The organism is Arthrobacter sp. NPDC080082 (assembly GCF_040686595.1).
In the GTDB taxonomy this organism is placed as follows: Bacteria; Actinomycetota; Actinomycetes; order Actinomycetales; family Micrococcaceae; genus Arthrobacter.
Genome location: NZ_JBFBKQ010000005.1, coordinates 1 through 22,595, shown reverse-complemented (window position 1 = coordinate 22,595; position 22,595 = coordinate 1). Strand labels below are relative to the sequence as shown.

General features: G+C 69.5%; 22 protein-coding genes and 1 tRNA gene. 11 read left to right on the top strand and 12 right to left on the bottom strand.

Annotation, left to right across the window (positions count from 1 at the left end; translation table 11 throughout):
* The first annotated feature begins 120 nt into the window (after positions 1 to 120).
* A complete protein-coding gene (locus AB0O44_RS11180) occupies positions 121 to 567 on the top strand; it encodes a universal stress protein (RefSeq protein ID WP_364137366.1) in 447 nt (148 codons plus the stop codon).
* A gap of 27 nt (positions 568 to 594) precedes the next feature.
* Here the strand turns inward: AB0O44_RS11180 and AB0O44_RS11175 are convergent, their stop codons facing one another.
* The 3 genes from AB0O44_RS11175 to glgC all read right to left on the bottom strand — a co-directional run bounded on the left by AB0O44_RS11175 (position 595) and on the right by glgC (position 4,097).
* Entirely contained in the window at positions 595 to 1,023 is a 429-nt protein-coding gene (locus AB0O44_RS11175; RefSeq protein WP_364137944.1) for a pyridoxamine 5'-phosphate oxidase family protein, read from the bottom strand.
* 94 nt (positions 1,024 to 1,117) lie between these two features.
* Positions 1,118 to 2,569, bottom strand: coding sequence for an SDR family NAD(P)-dependent oxidoreductase (locus tag AB0O44_RS11170; RefSeq protein WP_364137942.1), 1,452 nt, complete (start codon positions 2,567 to 2,569; stop codon positions 1,118 to 1,120).
* 103 nt (positions 2,570 to 2,672) lie between these two features.
* Entirely contained in the window at positions 2,673 to 4,097 is a 1,425-nt protein-coding gene (gene glgC, locus AB0O44_RS11165; protein WP_364137940.1) for a glucose-1-phosphate adenylyltransferase, read from the bottom strand.
* Between the two features lie 96 nt (positions 4,098 to 4,193).
* Between glgC and glgA the strand changes: the two genes are divergently transcribed.
* Complete coding sequence (glgA, locus tag AB0O44_RS11160) at positions 4,194 to 5,393, top strand: glycogen synthase (RefSeq protein ID WP_364137364.1); 1,200 nt, start codon at positions 4,194 to 4,196, stop codon at positions 5,391 to 5,393.
* A 126-nt stretch (positions 5,394 to 5,519) separates the two neighbouring features.
* Here glgA and AB0O44_RS11155 read toward each other — a convergent pair whose 3' ends face one another.
* Both AB0O44_RS11155 and AB0O44_RS11150 read right to left on the bottom strand, forming a co-directional pair.
* The gene (locus tag AB0O44_RS11155) at positions 5,520 to 7,685 is read right to left on the bottom strand and encodes an acyl-CoA dehydrogenase (protein WP_364137362.1); all 2,166 of its coding nucleotides are present in this window, start codon (positions 7,683 to 7,685) and stop codon (positions 5,520 to 5,522) included.
* Positions 7,686 to 7,785: 100 nt separating this feature from the next.
* Complete coding sequence (locus tag AB0O44_RS11150) at positions 7,786 to 8,490, bottom strand: TetR/AcrR family transcriptional regulator (protein WP_364137938.1); 705 nt, start codon at positions 8,488 to 8,490, stop codon at positions 7,786 to 7,788.
* Between the two features lie 68 nt (positions 8,491 to 8,558).
* Here AB0O44_RS11150 and AB0O44_RS11145 point away from each other — a divergent pair, with 68 nt between their 5' ends.
* From AB0O44_RS11145 to AB0O44_RS11135, 3 genes are read left to right on the top strand one after another with little or no spacing between them, the layout of a single operon-like run.
* Positions 8,559 to 9,923, top strand: coding sequence for an acetyl-CoA C-acetyltransferase (locus AB0O44_RS11145; protein WP_364137360.1), 1,365 nt, complete (start codon positions 8,559 to 8,561; stop codon positions 9,921 to 9,923).
* Between the two features lie 10 nt (positions 9,924 to 9,933).
* Positions 9,934 to 11,274: a 3-oxoacyl-ACP reductase gene (locus tag AB0O44_RS11140; protein WP_364137358.1), complete on the top strand. Its 1,341-nt coding sequence runs from the start codon at positions 9,934 to 9,936 to the stop codon at positions 11,272 to 11,274.
* Positions 11,271 to 12,197 carry a MaoC/PaaZ C-terminal domain-containing protein gene (locus AB0O44_RS11135; RefSeq protein ID WP_290258873.1) on the top strand — a complete coding sequence of 309 codons (927 nt, stop codon included), beginning with the start codon at positions 11,271 to 11,273 and terminating at the stop codon, positions 12,195 to 12,197. The genes AB0O44_RS11140 and AB0O44_RS11135 overlap by 4 nt, the downstream gene beginning before the upstream one ends.
* Positions 12,198 to 12,296: 99 nt before the next feature.
* On the opposite strand, the gene AB0O44_RS11130 is transcribed toward AB0O44_RS11135, so the two are convergent.
* From AB0O44_RS11130 to AB0O44_RS11110, 5 genes are all read right to left on the bottom strand, one after another.
* Positions 12,297 to 13,424 carry an aromatic acid exporter family protein gene (locus AB0O44_RS11130; RefSeq protein WP_364137356.1) on the bottom strand — a complete coding sequence of 376 codons (1,128 nt, stop codon included), beginning with the start codon at positions 13,422 to 13,424 and terminating at the stop codon, positions 12,297 to 12,299.
* Positions 13,425 to 13,535: 111 nt separating this feature from the next.
* Positions 13,536 to 14,720 (bottom strand): serine hydrolase domain-containing protein, encoded by a 1,185-nt coding sequence (locus tag AB0O44_RS11125; protein ID WP_364137354.1) that lies wholly within the window; start codon positions 14,718 to 14,720, stop codon positions 13,536 to 13,538.
* Positions 14,721 to 14,722: 2 nt separating this feature from the next.
* Entirely contained in the window at positions 14,723 to 15,787 is a 1,065-nt protein-coding gene (locus AB0O44_RS11120; protein ID WP_290257861.1) for a glutathione S-transferase family protein, read from the bottom strand.
* A 39-nt stretch (positions 15,788 to 15,826) separates the two neighbouring features.
* Positions 15,827 to 16,630: a M50 family metallopeptidase gene (locus AB0O44_RS11115; protein WP_364137352.1), complete on the bottom strand. Its 804-nt coding sequence runs from the start codon at positions 16,628 to 16,630 to the stop codon at positions 15,827 to 15,829.
* Positions 16,631 to 16,637: 7 nt separating this feature from the next.
* Positions 16,638 to 16,991, bottom strand: coding sequence for a TraR/DksA C4-type zinc finger protein (locus tag AB0O44_RS11110; protein ID WP_364137350.1), 354 nt, complete (start codon positions 16,989 to 16,991; stop codon positions 16,638 to 16,640).
* A gap of 129 nt (positions 16,992 to 17,120) precedes the next feature.
* Between AB0O44_RS11110 and AB0O44_RS11105 the strand changes: the two genes are divergently transcribed.
* Together AB0O44_RS11105 and AB0O44_RS11100 are read left to right on the top strand one after the other, a co-directional pair.
* The gene (locus tag AB0O44_RS11105; protein ID WP_364137348.1) at positions 17,121 to 17,600 is read left to right on the top strand and encodes a hemerythrin domain-containing protein; all 480 of its coding nucleotides are present in this window, start codon (positions 17,121 to 17,123) and stop codon (positions 17,598 to 17,600) included.
* A 145-nt stretch (positions 17,601 to 17,745) separates the two neighbouring features.
* Positions 17,746 to 18,378, top strand: coding sequence for a GNAT family protein (locus AB0O44_RS11100; protein ID WP_364137346.1), 633 nt, complete (start codon positions 17,746 to 17,748; stop codon positions 18,376 to 18,378).
* Between the two features lie 173 nt (positions 18,379 to 18,551).
* On the opposite strand, the gene AB0O44_RS11095 is transcribed toward AB0O44_RS11100, so the two are convergent.
* A tRNA-Leu gene (locus tag AB0O44_RS11095) sits at positions 18,552 to 18,634 on the bottom strand.
* 151 nt (positions 18,635 to 18,785) lie between these two features.
* Between AB0O44_RS11095 and AB0O44_RS11090 the strand changes: the two genes are divergently transcribed.
* Complete coding sequence (locus AB0O44_RS11090; protein ID WP_364137344.1) at positions 18,786 to 20,090, top strand: M20/M25/M40 family metallo-hydrolase; 1,305 nt, start codon at positions 18,786 to 18,788, stop codon at positions 20,088 to 20,090.
* Positions 20,091 to 20,128: 38 nt separating this feature from the next.
* A complete protein-coding gene (locus tag AB0O44_RS11085; RefSeq protein WP_364137342.1) occupies positions 20,129 to 21,289 on the top strand; it encodes an acyl-CoA dehydrogenase family protein in 1,161 nt (386 codons plus the stop codon).
* 36 nt (positions 21,290 to 21,325) lie between these two features.
* Here AB0O44_RS11085 and AB0O44_RS11080 read toward each other — a convergent pair whose 3' ends face one another.
* Positions 21,326 to 21,559: a DUF5703 family protein gene (locus tag AB0O44_RS11080; protein ID WP_290257854.1), complete on the bottom strand. Its 234-nt coding sequence runs from the start codon at positions 21,557 to 21,559 to the stop codon at positions 21,326 to 21,328.
* A gap of 39 nt (positions 21,560 to 21,598) precedes the next feature.
* On the opposite strand from AB0O44_RS11080, the gene AB0O44_RS11075 reads away from it, so the two are divergent.
* Entirely contained in the window at positions 21,599 to 21,874 is a 276-nt protein-coding gene (locus AB0O44_RS11075) for a hypothetical protein (protein ID WP_290257853.1), read from the top strand.
* Between the two features lie 167 nt (positions 21,875 to 22,041).
* A partial coding sequence (locus tag AB0O44_RS11070) for a DUF222 domain-containing protein (RefSeq protein ID WP_364137339.1) occupies positions 22,042 to 22,595 on the top strand: 554 nt, incomplete at its 3' end.

Below are 22,595 nucleotides of genomic sequence, written 5' to 3'. Positions count from 1 at the left end.
TGACCTTTGGCCCTAGCCGGGGAACGCCGTCGCCGTAGTGTTTGAAGCCATGCCCCACCGGTGCAACGGGTTCGGGCACGGCACAAGGCAACACAGGCGGGCAAGCGAAGGGGAACACAGATGAGCGAGGCACAGGGCATCCGCAGCATCCTGGTAGGCGTCGACGGTTCGGACGCCTCGGTGGAGGCCCTCCGGCAGGCACGGGTCCTGGCCGAGCCGTTCCATGCCCGCGTCACCGCCCTGGCCTGCTGGGACTTCCCGCCGGTCTACGACGGGTATGTGGCCATGGGCATCAACGACTTCGACGTCCGGGCCGGAGAGATCCTGCAGGACGCGCTGAACACCGCCTTCGGCGACACGCTCCCGGAGAACGTCGAATCCCGGTTGGTGCAGGGCAACCCGCGGCGGGTCCTCATCGACGAGTCCCGCAACGCGGACCTGATGGTGCTGGGCCGGCGCGGCCACGGCGGCTTCGGCGGACTGTTGCTCGGCTCGGTCAGTTCTGCACTCGTGGCCCATGCACACTGCCCGGTCCTCGTGGTGCACACGCCGGAGAAGCGGCGCTAGGAAGAGTTGCCGGCGCCCCCGAAGGCTCTACTCGAAAGAGGCTCGCCGCGGGTCCGCCAGCCGGGTCTTCCAGACATCGGGCTGGGTCACCTTGAACCGGCGGCCGGTCAGCGCCTTGGGCGGCACCCGCACGTAGAAGCTCTTCTCTCCCGGCTGCCAGGGTTCCAGCAGCAGGGCGTCCACCGCGTCCTTCTCGGCCTGGTCCTCGACCAGTTCCGCCTCGCCGCGGGCCATGACGCTCCAGGCTGTTTCCTCGTGCGCGTCGTAGCCGTCGATTTCGAACGCCACCGGCTTCGCGGTGATTGCGCCCCAGAGCTTCGTGCCGCCGGCGGTGCGGAAGACGATCGAGCGGCGGTGCAGGACAAAGTTCACCGGGAAGACCTCCGGATGGCCGTCCACGATCAGCGCGACCCGGCCCACCACCTCGCTGTCGAGGAGGGCCCAGCACTGGTCCATGGACAGGTTGAAATCCGGCGGAGGCGTCGTCGTAGTCACAGGTCCACGGTACGGAGGCGCCCCCGCACGGATCAGGGCCATTAGGCCCGTGGCGTCACCAGGGGCTGGGCTTGTAGTCCTTCAGGAACACCCCGTACTGGTCCTCCCCGGCCTCGCCCATGACGATCGGGTCGTAGACCCGCGCGGCACCGTCCACGAGGTCCAGCGGGGCGTGGAAGCCTTCCTCCATCAGCCGGACCTTGGTGTAGTGCGGCCGCTCGTCGGTGATCCAGCCGGTGTCGACGGCGGTCATGAGGATCCCGTCGGTTTCCAGCATCTCCTTGGCGCTGGTGCGCGTCATCATGTTCAGCGCGGCCTTGGCCATGTTGGTGTGCGGGTGGCCGGGACCCTTGTAGGCACGGGAGAACTGGCCCTCCATGGCGCTGACGTTCACGATGTACTTGCGCCGGGCGTCCGAGCGCCGCATCGACGGCCGCAGCCGGCTGACCAGCAGGAAGGGTGCGGTGACGTTGCAGAGCTGGACCTCGAGCATCTCCAGCGGGTCCACCTCGTCCACCACCTGGGTCCAGCTGTTGATGGTGGCCAGGTCCGGGACCAGGCCACCGGCGTCGATTGCGGTGCCCGAGGCGATGCGCTCCAGCGATGCCGAGCCGGTCGAGAGCGCCAGCGAGGTGATGGCGTCCCCGGCCAGCACCGGGTGGTCCAGCACGGAGGAGGCCAGGGCCAGCGGGTGCTTGTCGTGGGCGTGACCGAAGGTGACCAGCTCGGGGCCACCGTTCGCGGCCTGCAGCTCGGCCGGCAGCGGCTCATCCTCGGCGTCGACCAGGGGCTTGTAGGCGTTGCCGGAGCGGCGCACGGTCTGGGCGGCGTTGTTGATGATGATGTCCAGCGGGCCGGCGGCGTCCAGGGAATCGGTCAGGGCCATCACCTGGGAGGGGTCGCGCAGGTCGATACCCACGATCCGCAGCCGGTGCAGCCAGTCGGCGCTGTCCTCCATGGCGGCGAACCGGCGGGCGGCGTCCTTGGGGAACCGGGTGGTGATGGTGGTGTGGGCGCCGTCACGGAGCAGCCGCAGGGCGATGTACATGCCGATCTTGGCCCGGCCGCCGGTCAACAGCGCCCGGCGTCCGGTCAGGTCCGTGCGGGCGTCGCGCTTGCTGTGGCTGAAGAGCGCGCACTCCGGGCAGAGCTGGTGGTAGAAGGCGTCCACCTGGGTGTAGTGCTGCTTGCAGATGTAGCAGGGCCGGGACCGGATCAGGTGGCCGGCAACCTCCCCGGTGGCGGAGGTGGCGAGCTTGTTGCCGCGGGTCTCGTCGTCGATCCGGTCCGGGGCGGCGGTGGCGGTCTGGGCGATCACGGCCCGGTCCGCCTCGGCGATCAGGTCCCGCTTGGTGGTCCGCCGGTGCCGTTTGACCGCCTTGAACATCTTGCCGGTAGCGCGGCGGACGGCGACATAGTCCGGGTGCTCGTCGTCGTAGGCGTGGATGGTGTTCAGCACCTTGAGACAGGCGGCGATCTCTTCGGGGCTGAGGTCGGCCACCGGCACGGCCTCCGCGGGGGTGTCGCTGGCCGGTTCGGAGGGCAGGTCGGGGGAGCTCATTGTGCCAATTTTACCGGCAGCGCAGGGCTCCTCCCGACGCCCCCGTCGGTTACGGGGCCTGGGTGTGCGGGGCGGCCGGGGTCTCGACGCCGACGGCGGCGGCGTGCACCTCGCCCACCTTCTCCATCGACTCCCGGCCGGCCGGCCAGTTCTCGGTGGCCGTCCGGACAGCATCCGGCACCTGGTACAGGTTCGCTGCGGAGAGGGCGCGCTCGGCCTCACCCGGCTCCGGGACCTCCTGGCCCTTGGCGAGGACCGTGATGCCGGAGTCGGTGACCTTGAAGCCGCGGGCGCGGTCCAGGTCCGGGTCCAGGCCGATCGCCGCGCCGGCGGGGATCCGGACGTTCTTGTCCACGATCGCGCGCTTCACGACGGCGCCCGGGCCGACCTGCACCTTGTCCATCAGGACCGAGTCCAGGACCCGGCTGGCGGTGCTGACGTAGACGTCGTTGGAGAGCACGGAGCCCTCCACGATGCCGCCGGAGATGACGACGCCGCTGGCGACGATGGAATCCAGGGCAGTGCCGACGGTCTTGCCCTCGCCGCGGACGAACTTCGCCGGCGGGGAGATGCTCTGCCGGGTGTAGATCGGCCACTCGGAGTTGTAGAGGTTGAACACCGGGACGGGGGAGATCAGGTCCATGTGCGCGTCGTAGAACGAGTCGATGGTGCCGACGTCGCGCCAGTAGGTGCGGTCCCGTTCGGTGGAGCCGGGGATGTCGTTGGTGGTGAAGTCGTAGACGCCGGCCTCGCCCTTGTCCACGAAGTAGGGAATGATGTCCCCGCCCATGTCGTGCTTGGTGTCGAGCCGTTCGGCGTCCACGTGCAGGGCCTCCACGAGGGCATCGGCGTCGAAGACGTAGTTGCCCATCGAGGCGAGGAACTGGCTGGGGTCGGCGGCGAGGCCCGGGGTGGAGGAGGGCTTCTCGACGAACGCGGCGATCTTCTGGTGGTCGTTCTGGTCCACCTCGATCACGCCGAACTGGTCCGCCATGTGCAGCGGCTGGCGGACCGCCGCCACGGTGGCCTTGGCGCCGCTGGCGACGTGCTGTGCCACCATCTGGGCGAAGTCCATGCGGTAGACGTGGTCGGCGCCGACCACGACGACGATGTCCGGGTTGGCGTCGTGGATCAGGTTCAGGGACTGGTAGATGGCGTTCGCGCTGCCCAGGAACCAGCTCTTGCCCACGCGCTGCTGGGCGGGGACGGAGGCGATGTAATTGCCGAGCTGGGTGGACATCCGCCAGGTTTCGGAAATATGACGGTCCAGGCTGTGGGATTTGTATTGAGTGAGCACCACAATCTGCAAATAACGGGAATTCACGAGGTTCGAAAGAGCGAAATCAATGAGCCGGTAACTGCCGGCGAAGGGGACGGCCGGCTTGGCCCTGTCCGCCGTCAACGGCATCAGCCGATTCCCCTCGCCACCTGCGAGGACAATGGCCAAGACTTTTTTCTGCTGCGGCATGGTGATCGCTCCTGAACGCCTTCGTAACTCCCCAAAACAGTCCGGTGTGCCCGGACCTCTTCACACTAGAACAGATCAGCCCGAACGACTACCTTGGGGAATGTGCGAATAGACATAGTGACCAAGGAATTTCCGCCCGAAATCTACGGAGGCGCCGGCGTCCACGTGGCCGAACTGAGCCGCGTCCTGGCCAGCCACGTGGACCTGCAGGTGCGGGCCTTCGGCGCCCCCCGCGATCCCGACTACCACGGTGCCACCGTGACCTCCTACCCCGTCCCGGAGGACCTGGCCGGCGCCAACGCCGCCGTCCAGACCCTCGGCGTCGACCTCCGGATCGTCCCCGACGTCGCCGGGGCCGACCTTGTGCACTCGCACACCTGGTACGCGAACATGGCCGGCCACATCGCGGCCCTGCTGCACGGCATCCCGCACGTGCTCAGCGCCCACAGCCTGGAACCGCTGCGGCCGTGGAAGGCCGAGCAGCTCGGCGGCGGCTACGCCGTGTCCTCCTGGGTGGAGAAGACCGCCTACGAGTCCGCCGCCGCGATCATCGCCGTCTCCGAGGGCATGCGGCAGGACATCCTGCGCAGCTACCCGGACGTGGACCCCGCCAAGGTGCGGGTGGTGCACAACGGCATTGACGTCAGCCTGTGGAACCGGGACGAGAACGACGATGCCATTCGCGCCCTCGGCATCGACCCGGCCCGGCCCAGCGTGGTCTTCGTCGGCCGCAACACCCGGCAGAAGGGCGTCCCGTACCTGCTGCGGGCGGCCGCCGAACTCCCGGCCGACGTGCAACTGGTGCTCTGCCTCGGCGCCGCGGACACTCCGGAACTGGCCGCCGAGACCGCGCGCCTGATCGAGGACCTGCAGGCCCGGCGCAGCGGCGTGGTCCTGATCGAGCGGATGCTGCCGCGGCACGAGCTCATCCAGGTGCTCAGCCACGCCACCGCGTTCGCCTGCCCCTCGATCTACGAGCCGCTCGGCATCGTCAACCTCGAGGCGATGGCCTGCGGCGCTGCGGTGGTGGCCAGCGCCACCGGCGGCATCCCCGAGGTGGTGCAGCACGGCGAGACCGGACTGCTCGTGGTACTCGAACAGGTCACCGACGGCACCGGAACCCCGCTGGATCCCGAGAAGTTCGTGCGCGAATTCGCCGCCGCCCTCACCGAGGTCGTCTCCGATCCGGAGCGTGCCCGCGCCATGGGCCGGGCCGGCCGGCGCCGGGCCGAGGAGCACTTCTCCTGGGAGTCGATCACGGAGACCACGCTTGAGGTCTACCGCTCGGTCCTGCCGCAGTAACCTTGCCCGCAAGGCGGACCGGCCGGCAGTAGCCCGGCCGGTCAGCACGGCAGATTAACGACGGCGGCGCCGTCCCCATCCCTGGGGGCGGCGCCGCCGTCGTCGTATCGGACGCGGGGTGCGGACCTAGCGCTTGGCCTTACCCGCGGCCTTGGCAGCCTTCTGCTCCCGCGCCTCGCGGGCCAGGAGAGTCTTCTCATCCACCGGGGCCTGGCCGCTGGCGCGCTGATGCCGGAAGTACTCCCGCGCCTCATCCTGCCGGGTCTTCTCGGCGCCGGTGGCGATCGCGGCCCGGAGGTGCTCGGGGCCGAAGCCGAAGGCGTCCACCAGGTCCAGGGCGTGCGGGCGGATCTTCACCAGCAGGCGGTTGATGTATTCGCCCACGGTGCGGGCGCGCTGCATGGAGAGGCGGCCGTTCATCAGGTACCAGGAGAGGTGCTTCTCGATCAGGGAGAGACCGAACAGGTCACGCAGCCAGGTCAGCACGGTCTTGGTGCCGGGGTCGGTGACCCGGTGCAGGGCCTCGGTGAAGGCCTCCCACTGCAGCAGCTCGGCGTGCGCCAGGGCCGCCTCGATGAGTTCGTCCTGGTGGCTGTTGAAGAGGGCGGCGGCCTTCTCCTGCGGGAGCTTGTTCGCCCCGCGCAGCGCGGATCCGACCTCGGCCACCATGGCCTGGACGCGCTCGGTGAGCAGCGCGCGCTGGTTGGCCTCGTCCTTGATGGCGCTGGCGGCCTTCTGGACCGAGCCGGTGTCCACCACGAACTGTGCCACGCCGCGCAGGCCGGTGCGGTGGATCGCCGCGCCGCCGGCCTGGCCGACGACGTAGCGGGCCAGCACGCCGAAGTCGGCGCCGCGGAACTCCTTGGCGTAATCGGCCAGCAGGCGCTTGGCCACGAGCTGCAGCAGGACGGTGTTGTCGCCCTCGAAGGTGGCATACACGTCGAGGTCCGCATGCAGCGAGGCGAAGCGGTTCTCGATCAGGAAGCCGGCGCCGCCGCAGGCCTCGCGGCACTCCTGGATGGTGTCCAGGGCGTGCCAGGTGCTCAGCGGCTTGAGGGCCGCGGCCAGGGTTTCCAGGTCCTGGCGGTCCTCGTCCGTGTCGGCGCGGCCGGAGAAGACGTCGTCGAACTTCTCCAGCAGCTGCTCGCTGGCGAAGCCGGCCGCGTAGGTGGTGGCCAGGCGGGTGAACAGGCGGCGCTGGTGCCGCTGATAGTCCAGCAGCACCTCTTCGTCGGTGTGCGAGGAGGCGTTGAACTGGCGGCGTTCGGTGGCGTACTGGATGGCGGTCTTGAGTGCCAGCTTGGAGGCGGTCACGGCGGCGCCGTCGAGGGACACACGGCCCTGAACCAGGGTGCCCAGCATGGTGAAGAAGCGCCGGCCCGGGCTGCCGATTGGCGAAGTGTAGGTACCGTCGGCGTCGACGTTGCCGTAGCGGTTGAGCAGGTTGGTGCGGGGGACCCGGACCTGGGTGAAGTGCAGCCGGCCGTTGTCGATGCCGTTGAGGCCGCCCTTGACGCCGTCGTCCTCGCCGCCGATGCCGGGCAGAAACTCCTTGGTCTCCGGGTCGCGCAGCTCCACGTAGAAGGCGTGCACGCCGTGGTTGACGCCCCGCGTCACCAGCTGGGCGAATACGACGGCGGCCAGGCCGTCGTTGGCGGCGTTGCCGATGTAGTCCTTCCAGGCGGCGCGGAACGGCGTGTGCAGCACGAATTCCCCGGCGTCCGGGTCATACGTGGCGGTGGTGGCGATGCTTGCGACGTCGGAGCCGTGGCCGGTCTCGGTCATGGCGAAGCAGCCGGGGATCTCCAGGCTCATGATGCCCGGGAGCCACTTCTTGTGGTGTTCCTCTGTGCCCAGGTGGTTGACGGCGGAGCCGAACAGGCCCCACTGGACGCCGGCCTTGATCTGCAGCGACGGGTCGGCCACCACGAGTTCCTGGAAGCCGGCAATGTTGGCGCCGTGTTCGTCCGCGCCGCCGAGTTCCTTCGGGAAGGCCCGGTGCACGGCGCCGTTGTCCACCAGGATGCCGAGCTGGCCGAACACGCGCTTGCGGTGATCGGTGTGGGTCAGGCCCTCGATCTTGTGCAGTTCCTCGCGGCCGGCCAGTTCGCGGGCCTGGCGGCGGACGTCCGCCCATTTGCCCAGCAGCTGCTCACCGAGCGCGGCGACGTCGACGGCGGGGGCCGCGTCCCGGGTGGCACCCGCTGCGGGGCTGCCGGTGCCCTGCGGGCGGGCGGCGGCGGGGCGGGAGGAGCTGGTGGTGTCCGGGGTGCGGTCGGCTAGTTCAGTCATGTCGATTCCTTCGTTGGCACTGACATCGTTCAGGTGTTGCGGTTTCCGGCGCGGGGCCGGGTGGATCGTGGTGCTGGTGGGCGGGTGCAGGGGCAAGGGTTCAGGGGGAGGGCAGGTCGGAGAGTTCGGGGGCGATGCCGAAGCAGAGCCAGTCGGTGATCTGCCGCGCCATCGCCTCCTGCCCGGGTTTGGCGGGGGAGTCGGGGCTGGCCAGCCACTGTTCGCCGGCGTTGCGGACCAGGCCGATCGCGGCGTTGGGCCAATAGCCGATCACGGCCTCCTTGCCCGGGGCCGCGCGCAGCTGCTGGCGCATGGGGGCGGCGATCATCTCGCTGATGGCGTCGAAGAAGTGCCCGAGGGCGCCGGCGGCGGCAGGCCCGTTCTGGCTTTCGGGCTCGCCTGGCGCGGACCGGGTCACGAACGTGTAGACGTTGGGGCTGGTCTCGGCCATCTGCAGGTAGGCCGACACCATCGCGAAGAGGCCCTCCCGCGGAGTCTGTGCGGCCTGTGCGGCCTCACCGATCCGGCGCTGCATCTGGTTCAGGACAACCTCGCCAACGGCCTGCTGCAGGCCGGCCTTGTCCCCGAAATAGCGGTAAAAGACCGACTTGGAGGTCCCGGCGGCGGCGGCGATGTCCTCCATCGAAGCCTCGCTGCCCAGGGCATGGACCGCACGGCGGGCCGACTTGATGAGTTCGCGGCGGCGTTCCTCGCGGTGTGACTGCCAGCGGGAGGCGCGCCCGTCGACGGCGGCGCCGGGCGTGCCGGAGGACGCGCCGTGCGCGGCGGGGTCTGCTTCCAGGATGTTCACGATACCCAGCGTATCAGGTACGCTGGGTATCAGTAACCGTTCAGATCCCTAGGAGACAGCCCATGCCTGAAAACGGAACGCCCGCACCCGGCCCGCAGGACTCTGTAGCTCGCCCGGCGGCACCGGTGCAGCAGCTGCGCAAGGCCGTCGTCGTCGGCGGCAACCGCATCCCGTTCGCCCGCACCGGCGGCGCCTACGCCAAGTCCTCCAACCAGGACATGCTGACCGCCGCACTGGACGGTCTGATCGCCCGCTTCGGCCTGCAGGATGAACGGATCGGCGAGGTGGCCGCCGGCGCCGTGCTGAAGCACTCGCGCGACTTCAACCTCACCCGCGAGGCCGTCCTGGGTTCGGCCCTCTCCGCCGAGACCCCCGCTTACGACCTGCAGCAGGCCTGCGCCACCGGTCTGGAGACCGTGCTGGGCCTGGCCAACAAGATCAAGCTCGGCCAGATTGACTCCGCCATCGCCGGCGGCGTTGACTCCGCTTCGGACGCCCCGATCGCCGTCAGCGAGGGCCTGCGCGAAATCCTTCTGGACCTCAACCGCGCCAAGACCCTGCCGCAGCGGCTCCAGATCCTCAGCCGCATCCGCCCCAAGGACCTGGCCCCCGACGCGCCCAACACCGGCGAGCCGCGCACCGGCCTGTCCATGGGTGAGCACCAGGCCCTGACCACCGCGCAGTGGAAGATCACCCGCGAGGCACAGGACGAGCTGGCGTACAACAGCCACCGCAACCTGGCCGCCGCCTACGACGACGGGTTCTTCGACGAACTCATCACCCCGTACCGCGGCCTGAGCAAGGACTCCAACCTGCGCCCGGACACCACCCTAGAAAAGCTCGCCACGCTCAAGCCAGTCTTTGGGAAGAACCTCGGCGCCGAGGCCACCATGACCGCCGGCAACTCCACCCCGCTGACCGACGGTGCCGCCACGGTGCTGCTGGCTTCCGAGGAATGGGCCGACGCCCACGACCTGCCCAAGCTCGCCACCGTCCTGGACGGCGAGGCGGCCGCGGTCGACTTCGTCCACGGCAAGGACGGCCTGCTGATGGCCCCCGTCTTCGCCGTGCCGCGCCTGCTGGCCCGCCACGGACTGACCTTTGACGACATCGACTTCTTCGAAATCCACGAGGCCTTCGCCGGCACCGTGCTTAGCACCCTCGCGGCCTGGGAGGACGAGGAGTTCTGCCGGACCCGGCTGGGGCTCGACGGCGCGCTGGGTGCCGTGGACCGGGCCAAGCTCAACGTCAACGGTTCCTCCCTGGCCGCCGGCCACCCGTTCGCCGCCACCGGCGGACGGATCGTCGCCTCGCTGGCAACCATGCTGCACCGCAAGGGCACCGTGGACGGCCGCCCCGCCCGCGGCCTGATCTCCGTCTGCGCCGCCGGCGGCCAGGGCGTCGTCGCCATTCTGGAAGCACACTAGGGGGAACCGGATGACTGACAAATACACCCAGTTCGTGAGCCGCGGCCTCGGCCGGGACATCGCGAAGAAGCTCGGCCTGCCGCAGCCGGTGGAACTCCGCCGCTACCGGCCCGGCCAGCCGCTGATCGAAGGACCCATCCTGGTCCAGGGCGCCGGTGCCGGCGCGGACGAGCTCGCCGCGGCGCTGCTGGCGTGGGATCTCGACGTCCGCCGCCACGCCGTGCCCCGGGAGAAGCTCGGCGCCATCATCCTGGTCCTCGACGAGGCCGCCCGGCCCGAGGACCTTGAGAGGCCCGTCCTGACCGCCGCCGCCTCGCTGCGCGACCTCGCCTCCGGCGGCCGCGTCGTCACGATCTCCCGTTCCGCCGCCGAGGCGACGGATCCGGCCGCCGCGGCGGCCCGGCAGGGAGTCGACGGCCTGCTCCGGTCCCTCGCCAAGGAACTGCGCGCCGGGGCCACCGGCAACGGCATCGTCCTGGCCGACGGCGCCCGGACCACCAGTCCCGGAACGCTCGGCGCCCTCCGGTTCTTCCTCTCCGGCCGTTCCGCCTTCGTCGACGGCCAGTTCCTCACCGTCACCTCCGACGCCGGCGAACTGCCCGCGGACCCGGAGAAGCCGCTGACCGGCAAGGTCGCGGCAGTTACCGGCGCCGCGAGGGGGATCGGCGCCGCGATCGCCCGCACCCTGCACCGCGACGGGGCCACCGTGATCGTCATCGACATTCCCGCCGCCGGGGACCACCTCGCGGCCGTCGCCAACGAGGTCCACGGAACTGCACTGCAGCTGGACATCACCCGCGAAGATGCCGGCCAGCGGATCATCGACCACGCCGTGCAGCGCCACGGCCGCCTCGACATCGTTGTCCACAACGCCGGCATCACCCGCGACAAGCTGCTGGCCAACATGGACCAGTCCCGCTGGAGCTCGGTGATCGGGGTCAACATCGCCGCGCAGCTGCGCATCAACGAGGCCCTGCTCGCCTCCGAGCACTTCCGGACCTCGCCGCGGATCGTTTCCGTGGCTTCCACCAGCGGCATCGCCGGAAACCGCGGCCAGACCAACTACGCCGCCTCCAAGGGCGGCGTGATGGGCATGGTCCGGGCCACCGCACCGCTGCTCGCGGAGCACGGCGGGTCGATCAACGCCGTCGCCCCCGGCTTCATCGAAACCGAGATGACGGCCAAGATCCCCTTCGCCACCCGCGAGGTGGCGCGCCGACTGAACTCCCTGCAGCAGGGCGGCCGGCCCGGCGACGTGGCCGAGGCCATCGCGTTCCTGGCCAGCGACGCCGCCGGCGGCATCTCCGGAGAGGTGTTGCGGGTCTGCGGCCAGAACCTGGTGGGAGCATGAGTCCGGCGCCTGTGCTGCTGGCGGAGATGCCGTCGCTGTCCAAGTTGTACGTCAACGCTGCCGCGTCTGCGGCGCGTAGACGGCTGCTCGGGGCCCACGGCGGCACCGCGCTGCCGGCCGAGAGCCACGAGGTCCGCGGAGTCCGAGCCGGCGTCGACAACCTGACCGCCTACCAGCACCTGATCGGTGAAACGGCCAGCGACATCCTGCCGGCCGGTTTCATCCACGCCCTGGCGTTCCCGCTGGCGATGTCCGTGATGAACCGGGACGATTTCCCGCTGCCGCTTTTGGGCATGATCCACCTCGAGAACACGGTGGAGCAGTCTGCGCCGGTGCTGTTCACCGAGCCGCTGGACATCCGGGCCTGGGCGGAGAACCTGCGCGGCCACCGCGCCGGCACCCAGCTGGACCTGGTGGCCGAGGTCCGCGGGGCGGCCGAGGACGGCAACGCCGCTGACACTGTCCGGTGGCGGGGCGTGTCTACCTACCTCGCCAAGGGTGTTTTCCTGCCCGGCATCGACAAGCCCTCCACGGCCCAGGCGCCGGCCGCGTTCACCGCGCCGGACCCGACGGCGCTGTGGCAGCTGGGCGTGGACACCGGGAGGGCCTACGCCGCGGTTTCGGGTGACTTTAACCCGATCCACCTGAGCGTGCTCAGCGCCAAGGCTCTGGGCATGCGCCGTTCGATTGCGCATGGGATGTACCTGGCGTCCCGCGCGCTGGCCGACGTCGGTGCCGCCAAGGGCGACGCGTTCCGCTGGGACGTCCGCTTCGAGGCGCCGGTGTTCCTGCCGGCCCGCGTGGCGCTGGACATCAGCACTACGCAGGCCGAGGAGGGCACCTGGCTCGGCTCGGAGTACGTGGCGTGGAGCCCGCGCTCGGGCCGGAAGCACTTCAGCGGTTCCGTCACGCCCCTGTCGTGAGGGTCCTGGAGGGCTGGGCCTGAGGGTTCATCAGACGACGACGGCGGCCGTCCCCGAGGTGGGGGCGGCCGCCGTCGTTCGTTAAGGGCTCCCGGGCACTTAGTCCCGGGCGGAGGACTTAACTACCCGCAGCATGCGGTGCAGGCTGAGCAGAACGGACTCGACGGCGTTCGGGGCCCCGGGGGTGTGGTCGCCGTCGGAGACCTGTTGCGTCAGCGTGTCTACGGCGGCGTTGGCCTCGGCGATGCGCTCGGCCTGCCGTTCGCAGTCCTCCTCTTCCGTGGACCGGAGGACGTCGCCCACGCGGGCCATGGCGGCGGCGAGCGGTGCTTCCTGGCCGGACGGGATCACGAACGGGTGATCGCTGGCCCAGATGACGTCGGAGAGGACCTGGGTGACGTCCTGGATGTGGAAGGTCAGCCGTTCGAGGTCCCGCAGGTCGCGGTAGTCCGCGTCCACGTCGCGGGGGTGCAGCCGGCGCCGCGGATTGGCGCGCCGGCTCGCGTCCGCCTTCTGCACCGCGGCGCGGACGGAGCGGGTGTGGGCGGCGAGCGCATCGGAGCGGCGGGCCCAGTCCTCGTGTTCGGGCGGCCAGTTCTCCTCCAGCGCCGTCGCCATGTCCCACAGCTGCCGGGCCAGGGCCAGCCGCAGTTCGGCGAGGCTCAGGGCGGCGGCCTTGAAGTGCAGGGGCGGGAAGACCAGCAGGTTCACCACGATCCCCACGGTCACGCCGACGCCCATTTGGACCAGGTAGCCGAAGGAGAAGCTGTCCGGGTTGTGGCCGCCCACCAGCAGCACGAGCAGCGCCGCCGTCGGAATCCAGTCGCTGCCCGAACCGATCTTCGGCAGGCCGGCCAGGACCACGCCAAGGCCCATCACCAGGGCAACGGTGAACGGGGACGGCTGGCCGAGGCTGAAAAGCATGAAGGCCAGGCCAATGCCGATCGCCAGGCCCACGAGGGTCTGCACCCCCTGGCGCATCGAACCCGACACGTTCTCATACATGGCCACGAGGGCGCCCAGCGGAGCGTAGTACGGGTAGTCCGCGGCGGAGCCGGGCATGAACGGTGCGATGGCGAAGGCGATACCCGCGGCCAACGCCGCCTTGATGGCCAGCTGCAGCCGCGGCCACAGCAGGGCCGCGGACACGCTGGCCCGCACCGCGCGAAGCGCCTTGTCGAACCGGGAGGGGTGGCTCGCGCCGTCGGTATTCTCGTCACTAGCCATCCGGCCCACCCTAGGGTCCGGGGCGGCCTGCGACAACTGGACTAATCGTCGTCGCGGCCGGAACCGCCGGCGCCGGGGCGGGCTCCACCCTGGGATTCCAGGTCGGCGGCCTTACACGTCGGCGGAGGCGCAGGCCTTCCGGATCGCCGCGGACAACCGCTGTGCCCTGCCGTTGGTGCGGCCCTCCTCGGCGCGGTGCGGGACATAGCCGAAGCCGATCCCGTAAGCCGGGTCCGCGTAGCCGAGGGCTGCGTTGGCGCCCTCGTGCCCGAACGCGAGGGCGCTGCCGAAGTCGCGCTCCGGCTGCGGTTTCATGAAGACGACGGCGAACGCGTTGCTTTGCGCCGAGCAGCGGTCCAGTCCCCACACCTGTTCCTCTGCCATGATGCCGACCGTGGCGGGGGTGAGGAAGGCCGGGCCGCCTTCGACGCCGGTGAGCGCCGCGGCGTAGAGGCGGGCCAGCCCGTCCGCGGAGCCCACGCCACCGGCGCTGCTCATGCCGCCGGCGCGGATGGTGCGGTGGTTGGGAAGCTCCATGATGGTGCTCACCGGCGCGTTGCTGGTGATCCCCTCCAGGCTGAACGGGTCCGCCGGCGGCTCTTCGTCATAGGGGACGTCCACGTAGCGGGGTTCCTGGTCCTCGGGAAGGCCCAGGAAGAAGTCCACGCCGTGGGGCCGCCGGATCCGTTCGTCGAAGAGTTCCTGCAGGCTGGTCCCCGTCACGCGGCGGCAGAGTTCCTCCATCAGGATCCCGATGGTGAGGGCGTGGTAGCCGAAGGCCGTCCCGGGCCGCCAGAGCGGCGCCTCGGCGGCGAGGCGCCGCCCGCCCTCCGCCGTCGGGAAATCGGCCAGCGTCAAGCCGCCGCGGATTCCCGGGACCCCGGCCTGGTGCGAGAGGGCCTGGCGGACGGTGAGCGTGTCTTTGCCGTGCGCCCCGAAGTCCGGCCAGTAGCTGACCATCGGTGCGTCCAGGTCCAGGACACCGTCCTGGACCAGCAGGGCGATGACCAGTGCGCCCGCGCCCTTGGAGCACGAGTAGGTGCCGGTGATGCTGTCGGCGGCCAGTCCCGGCCCGCCGCTTAGCCCGAGGACCCTGGTGCCGTGCCGGTAGACGGCCAGCTGGGCGCTGTAGGCGGGGTCTGCGGCCAGGAACGTGTCGAAGAGCTCCCGGACGGCCGCGAACTCCGGCGCGGCGTGGCCAGTTGAAGCGGAAGAGCCGGATGTCGAGGCGTTAGCTGACGGGTTACCGGATGGGGGCGCGGTGGGTGAAGGGAAACTGGGGCGTTGTTCCGCCACGGTCAGGCCGCGCCGTGGCCCGGGGCGACCTCTTCGCCGGCCTTGACGGGTCCCGGTGGCGTGCCGTTGCCGAACGGGCGGCCGCCCAGGGCCTCCCGGCCGTGCGGGGTCAGCCAGACGGAGGTGTCCGGTCCCTTCGGCACGATTCCGGTGGGGTTGATGTCCTCGTGAACGATGTAGTAGTGCTGCTTGATCTGGACGAAGTCCGTGGTGTCGCCGAACCCGGGGGTCTGGAAAAGGTCGCGGGCGTAGCCCCACAGGGCCGGCATCTCGCTCAGCTTCTGCCGGTTGCACTTGAAGTGGCCGTGGTAGACGGCGTCGAAGCGGGCCAGCGTGGTGAAGAGCCGGACATCCGCCTCGGTGATGGTGTCTCCCACCAGGTAGCGCTGGCCCGTAAGGCGCTCCTCGAGCCAGTCCAGGGCGGTCCAGAGCCGGTCGTAGGCGGCGTCGTAGGCCTCCTGGGAGCCGGCGAACCCGCAGCGGTAGACGCCGTTGTTGACCTCGGTGAAGACGCGCTTGTTGACTGCGTCGATCTCCTCCCGGAGGGCTTCCGGGTAGAGGTCCGGAGCGCCGTCGCGGTGGAACTCGGTCCACTCGGTGGAGAAGTCCAGGGTGATCTGCGGGAAGTTGTTCGTGACCACCCCGCCGCTCGGAATGTCCACGATCGCGGGGACGGTGATGCCGCGCGGGTAGTCCGGGAAGCGGCGGAAGTAGGCGTCCTGGATCCGTTCGATGCCGAGCACCGGGTCCTTGCCGTCCGGGTCCAGGTCGAAGGTCCAGGAGCGGGAGTCGTGGGTGGGTCCGGGCTGGCCCAGGGAGATGACGTCCTCGAGCCCCAGGAGGCGGCGGACGATGACCGTGCGGTTCGCCCAGGGGCACGCCCGGGCGGCGATCAGCCGGTAGCGGCCCGCCTCCACCGGCCAGCCCGGTTCGCCGTTGGCGCCGGGGGCACCGTCACGGGTAATCCGGTCCTCGATGTAGTTGGTGTCCCGGGTGAACTCTGCCCCTCCGGTGACATAGGCGCCCTTCGTGCTGAAGGCCTGGTTCGTCGTCGTGTCTTCGCTCATGCCCCCAGCCTAAGCCCGGGAGCACCGCGTTCCGGCAGCCTAGCCGGGCAGCGCCGCCAGCACCGGACCCATGGGCTGCCAGGCGGCCCACCACGCCGCCGCGACGACCACCGCGAAAAGCACCAGCCACACGGGCGCCGGGATGCGGGTGGCGCGCGCCAGCAGGTACGCGTCCGACGTCGACAGCCGGCTGCGGTGCCGGGTGTGGACAGCGGCAAGCTTGCCGAGGTCCCGGACTGAGGCGACCAGCAGGGCCAGCCCCAGCCCGATCATCACGTGGCCAATGAGGGACGGGGGAACGAAGAGCACCAGCAACACCGCGGCCAGGACGGCCACCGCGGTGATCAGGATGCCGATCCCGTTGCGGAGGAAGAGGAAGGAAGCAATCAGGATCAGGGTCCCCACCGACATCGCGGCCGGACCCCAGCCGGTGAACCCGCAGCACACCATGGCGGCGCCCACCACAGCGGGGACCGGGTAGCCCCAGAACGTGGACCACACGGCGGCGAGCGGCCGGCGGCTGTAGCTGGTGGTGGTGCCGGAGTGATCCAGGCTCAACCGGATGCCGCCGAGCCGCTGCCCGGTCATCAGCGCGGCGAACGCGTGGCCGAGTTCGTGGGTGACGGTCGCCAGCAGGCCGAAGTAACGCCAGCTGGCCCGGGGGATGGAGACGGCGACGGCGACGCCGATCACCAGCCACAGTTCGGTGGCGGTCACGACGGGGGAGGGGGCGTGGCCGAACCCGGCGATGATGCGGTCCCACCAGGTCCCGGCGGCGTCGGCTGCCGTCAGGTTCAACTGGGGGTTCAGTAAGGGGGCGGCAGCGGCGGCTGTCGGGTGCATAAAGGGGCTAGGCCTTTCCGGAGGAATGGGTGATGCAGTACGGAGTCCACGGCCGGGCCTCGAGCCGGCCCTCGGCGATGGGGCCGCCGCAGACTTCGCAGATTCCGTAGCGGCCCTCGTCCATCCGCAGCAGCGCGGCCTCGATCTGGGCGAGGCTTTCGCGGCTCTGCGCCATGAGGGCCGAGGCCTGGGAGAGCTCGAAGGCGATGGTCGAACCCTCGGGGTCGTGCTCGTCGTCGACGTTCGCATCCTGCCGGGCCGCGTTGACGGAGCTGATGTCCCGGCGCAGTGCCGGGAGTAAAGCCAGTTTGCGGTCCCGCTCCTCGGTCAGGAGGCGCCGGAAGTGTTCGAGGTCAACCATAGGCAGTAACGCTAGCGCGGCCGGCCGGGAACAACCCAAACACGGGCCCAACGGTCCTGTCCTCCGCGCGGGCGCCGGACCTACAGTGGGCGCACCGTCCCGGATCGTCCTACCGGAGAGGGAGATGCCATGACCACCGACGACGACGCGGCCCTCGCTGCCGTCACCGCCCACCACGCCGGGATGCACCGGCGCCTGGAGAAGCTCACGGAGGCTCTCATCCATGCGGTGGCTTCCGGGGACACGGTAGGGGAGCACGAGGCACATGCCGTCCTGGTCGAATGGTGTGAGGACGAGCTCCTCCCGCACGCGCTCGCAGAGGAGGACGCACTGTACGCGGGGGCGGCTGCGCTGCCGGAGGGGACGCTGCTGGTCGACGGGATGCTCGCGGAGCATCGGGTGATCGTCGGCCTGCTGGAGGAGCTGAGGGCCGCCCACGGCGTGGCGGCCGCCGTCGTCGCCGGTGCCCTGCAGCGCGTCTTCTCGTTGCACCTGGACAAGGAAAACCGGCTCCTGCTGCCGTTGATCGCCGCCACTCCGGGCCTCAGCCTGGCCCGCAGCGCCGCGGGCCTGCACGAGCTGCTCGGCGAGGCTCACGGGGCCACCTGAAACCCTCACCGGAGGGTCCGCCAGCGTGTCGTTGCGCACGGTGCCACCGGGGTGATAATTTCTCTTGCCGCCGCAATTCTGCACATAAAAAACGGCCTTCGACACCATCCTCCCCGTCGCTTCACCGCGCACGAGAAAGGCCGCAATGGCGCTGCTCATCCCCGACACTCTGCCGAGCCTGGAAACAGTCTCCGGCAGGTTCGTCCTTGCACCGTTTACCGCACTGGACATCGAGCCCCTGGCCCGGCTCCTCGGCCAGGAGGTGATCTGGTCACAGGGCTTCAGCGACAGCGAGGCCCGGCCCGTGGGGGATGCGGAACTGACCGCCTTCGTGGAACGCCGGTTCTCCGGACTGCAGATCTTCTCGGTGTACCAGAAGCTGCCCGAGGGCCAGTCGCGGTTCGTCGGCACCACGGGCATCACTTCATACGACGGCGGCACCGAGTGCGTGAAGATCGGCCGCACTGTGCTGGATCCGCAGCTGTGGGGTGCCAAGGTCAACCACGAGGTCAAGATCACGTTGCTGGACTGGCTGTTCTCCTGCGGTGCGGGGCGGATCGAGTGCGACGTCGATGCACGCAACCAGCGTTCCCTCTCCTCCCTGGTGCGCTTTGGCTTCACGGCCGAGGGCACCCGGCGCCGGTCCTCCCGCAACCTTGACGGGCTGTGGCGCGACTTCGTCATCCTGTCGCTGCTGACCGAGGAGTGGCCCGGCCTGCGGCCCCGCGTGCTGGCCGCGCTGTCCGGTCAGGACGCGGCGGGGTTGCTGGGGGTCTAGGGGTTCTGGGCGCCTGTGGGCCGTGGCCCGTCGGCCCGAAGGCCGCGCACGCGAGGGTGCGCGGCCTTTTCCATGCCCTGACACTGTCGTTGCACCGGGCTCTCATGTTTGCCGCCGTGTTAAACAAAGAAATGCCCCGGAATTCGCAGTGAATTCCGGGACATTTCCCTTTGTGCGCGGAGGGGGACTTGAACCCCCACCCCCTTTCGAGGACTAGCACCTCAAGCTAGCGCGTCTGCCATTCCGCCACCCGCGCAGGTGGTATTTCCGGGAAGATTTCCGCCTCTCAGCGTTTTGCTTTTCTCGGAAGCAGCGAGAAAGACTCTAGCACGGGGATTCGGAAAACAAATAATCGGGGCTTGTGGGTAGGCTGAACGGAGCACTGAGCCACTGCCACGAGGAGCGAGATGACGAACATTCGGCCCGAAGATGAAGTCGTCCGGATCTGCCAGGAGCTGATCCGGATCGACACCTCGAACTACGGTGACGGATCCGGTCCGGGCGAGCGGGCCGCGGCCGAATACACCGCCGGCCTCATCTCCGAGGTAGGGCTGGAAGCCGAGATCTTCGAGTCCGCCCCGGGCCGCGCCAATGTCGTCACCCGCATGGCCGGCGAGGATCCCTCCGCGTCCGCCCTGGTGGTGCACGGCCACCTCGACGTCGTGCCTGCCCTGCGCGAGCAGTGGTCCGTGGACCCGTTCGGTGCCGAGCTCAAGGATGGCCTGATCTGGGGCCGCGGCGCCGTGGACATGAAGGACATGGACGCCATGATCCTCTCGGTCCTTCGAGACTTTGCCCGCACCGGCCGCAAACCCAAGCGCGACATCATCTTCGCGTTCTTCGCCGACGAGGAGGCCGGCGGCGCGTACGGCGCCCGCTACGCCGTCGACAACCGCCCCGAACTCTTCGAGGGCGCCACCGAGGCGATCTCCGAGGTGGGCGGTTTCTCTGCCACCATCGGCGGCCAGCGCACCTACCTGCTGCAGACCGCCGAGAAGGGCATCTCCTGGCTGCGCCTCGTGGCCCACGGACGCGCGGGCCACGGCTCGCAGATCAACACGGACAACGCCGTGACCCGGCTGGCCGCCGCCGTCACCCGGATCGGCGAATACCGCTGGCCGATTGAGCTGACGCCCACCACCCGCCAGTTCCTCGATGGCGTCACCGAGCTCACCGGCGTCGAATTCGATCCCGACGATCCGGACAAGATCCTCAAGGAACTCGGCACCGTGGCCCGCTTCGTCGGCGCGACGCTGCAGAACACCACCAACCCCACCCTGCTCAAGGGCGGCTACAAGCACAATGTCATCCCCGAGTCGGCCGAGGCCCTGGTGGACTGCCGCACGCTGCCCGGCCAGCAGGACCAGGTCCTCGAGATCGTCCGCGAACTCGCCGGCACCGGCGTTGACGTCAGCTACGTCCACAACGACGTCTCCCTGGAGGTCCCGTTCGCCGGGAACCTGGTGGATTCCATGATCGATGCGCTGCACTCCGAGGACCCGGGCGCGAAGGTGCTGCCGTACACGCTCTCCGGCGGCACGGACAACAAGTCGCTGAGCCGGCTGGGGATCACCGGCTACGGCTTCGCGCCGCTGATGCTGCCGGACGAGCTGGACTTCACCGGCATGTTCCACGGCGTCGACGAGCGCGTGCCGGCTGATTCGCTGAAATTCGGCGCGCGAGTGCTGAACACCCTGCTGACCAACTACTAAACGCCACCGCCGCCCCCGACAGAAGGCCACTGCACGCCATGACACCCGAAGACATCCTCCCCGACGCGCTGCTGGAAAGGATCCGCGCCCGGGCGGCCGGCTACGACCGCGACAACGCCTTCTTCACCGAAGACCTGCAGGACCTGGCCGACGCCGGGTACTTGAAGATCTTCGTGCCGGCGTCCGACGGCGGGCTGGGACTCGGGTTGTCGGGGGCGGCGCAACTGCAGCGGCGGCTCGCGACGGCGGCACCGGCGACCGCACTGGCGATCAACATGCACCTGGTGTGGACCGGCGTCGCCCACGTCCTGGCCGCCCGCGGGGATTCCTCCCTGGACTTCATCCTGAAGGAGGCGGCGCAGGGGGAGATCTTCGCGTTCGGGAACTCGGAGGCCGGCAACGACTCCGTGCTCTTCGACTCCCGCACCGAGGCCGCCCCTCAGCCCGATGGCGGCTACGCCTTCACCGGGCGGAAGATCTTCACCAGCCTCTCGCCGGCCTGGACCCGGCTGGGGATCTTCGGCAAGGACGCCTCGGCCCGGGACGGCGAGGGCGAACTGGTGCATGGTTTCATCCACCGGGATACGCCCGGCTACCGGATCCTTTCCGACTGGGACACGCTGGGAATGCGCGCCAGCCAGTCCAACACCACGCTGCTCGAGGGCGCCGTGGTGCCGCCGGAGCGGATTTTCCGGAAGCTGCCGGTGGGACCCAACGCGGACCCGCTGATTTTCGCCATTTTCGCCTGTTTCGAAACGCTCCTCGCGGCCGTGTACACCGGCCTGGGGGAGCGCGCGCTGCAGTTGGGCGTGGAGGCGGTCAAGCGGCGCACCTCGTACAAGAACGGCGGCCGCAGCTACGCCCAGGACCCGGACATCCGTTGGAAGGTCGCGGAGGCGGCGATGGCCATGGATGCCCTCTACCCCTACCTCGCCACGGTGGCGGCCGACGTCGACGCCCTCGCGGACCACGGCGGCCAGTGGTTCCCCAAGCTGGTGGGAGTCAAGGTGCGTGCCACGGAGACCGCCCGCACGGTGGTGGACCTGGCGATCCGCGTTTCGGGCGGGTCCAGCTACTTCCGCGGCTCGGAGCTGGAGCGGCTCTACCGGGACGTGCTGGCCGGGATGTTCCACCCGTCCGACGACGAGTCGGCGCACAACACGGTGGCGAACTCGTGGCTGGGACCGGTGGAGGAATAGCAGGTTCCTTGGGGGCCGCTTAGGGGTTTTTGGGGTCTAGACGGTCCGCTGGACCTGGATGACCTTGCGGCGGAGCCAGAAGCGCCGGCTCCCGCCGACGTAGAGGACGCTGCGCTCCAATTCCCACTTGCCGTATTCGGAGTGGGCGGCCAGCAGGCGGCGCGCCTCGGGCAGGGAATCCTCAGGGCTGACCGTCAGTACGAGGTATTCGTACTGCCGTGCGTAGTCCCGTTCCCGACGGACCGAGCTGTTCAGAAAATGTTCCCTCATCGCTCTCCATTTTCGTCTTTTTCGGGCTAACGTGAAGTCATGAGCATCGATCCGCGTGTCGCGCTTCAGTCACTCACTTCCGCTTTGGAGGAGCATCTGGCCGCCGCAGCGTCGAAGCGCAGCGACGGTGATCCGGCGGTGGAGGCAGCGTTTTTTGCCGTTGCCGATGCTTTTGAAGTCTACGACGACTCCCTCTACGAAGCGTACGGCGAAGTCACACCGTTGGAGGTCCTCGACGAGGACGATGACGAGGATGACGACGACGAGCGTGAGGCCGTCGACGACGAGGAAGACCTCGAGCTCCTCCAGGACTAGGGGAGCCCCTTAGCTCATTTAGCCGGTTCCGCCGGTTCCGCCCTTTTTCGCGGTCAGCGGCCCATAATGTCAGACCCCCTTGGCATTGTTAGTGCATGGGAACTCCCTCGGCGCTTTCGCTTCTTCCGGCTTACCGGCCGGTCGCTGGCGGGTGCGGCGGTATTACGTTGGGGGATATCGCCGCCTCGCTGCGGGAGGCCTGCACGTCTGCGGTCGACGACGCCGGTGTCCTGGGTTTCACTGAGGCGGCGGCTTTCGCCGGGGACGTGGAGGAACTCGCCCGGGCGGTGGAGTTCTTGCAGGTTGTTGCGGCGGGCGCGGTCGACCGGACGCGAACCCAGGCCGCCGCGGCCGATGATTGTGATCGCTCAAAGCCTGGGCCGGTGGGTGACGGGTATCGGCGGACCACGGACTTCCTGCGGGACCGCCTACGGATCAGCGCCGCCGAGGCGCACCGCCGCCTCTGCCTTGCCGGGGAACTTCTGCCCCGGGTTGGGCTGACCGGCCAGCCGATCCCGGCCGTTCACGGGGAACTGGCCGCGGCGTTCGCGGGAGGGGAGGTCCCGTCCCGGTCCGCGACCATCATCACCCAGGCCCTGGACCGGGTCCGGCTCCTGACCGACCCTGCCACCGTGACCCGGATGGAAGAAGTCCTGACCACGGTCGCGGCGGTTCATGACCCGGACTTCCTGACCCGGGTCGCCCGCCGCTGGGTCGACGG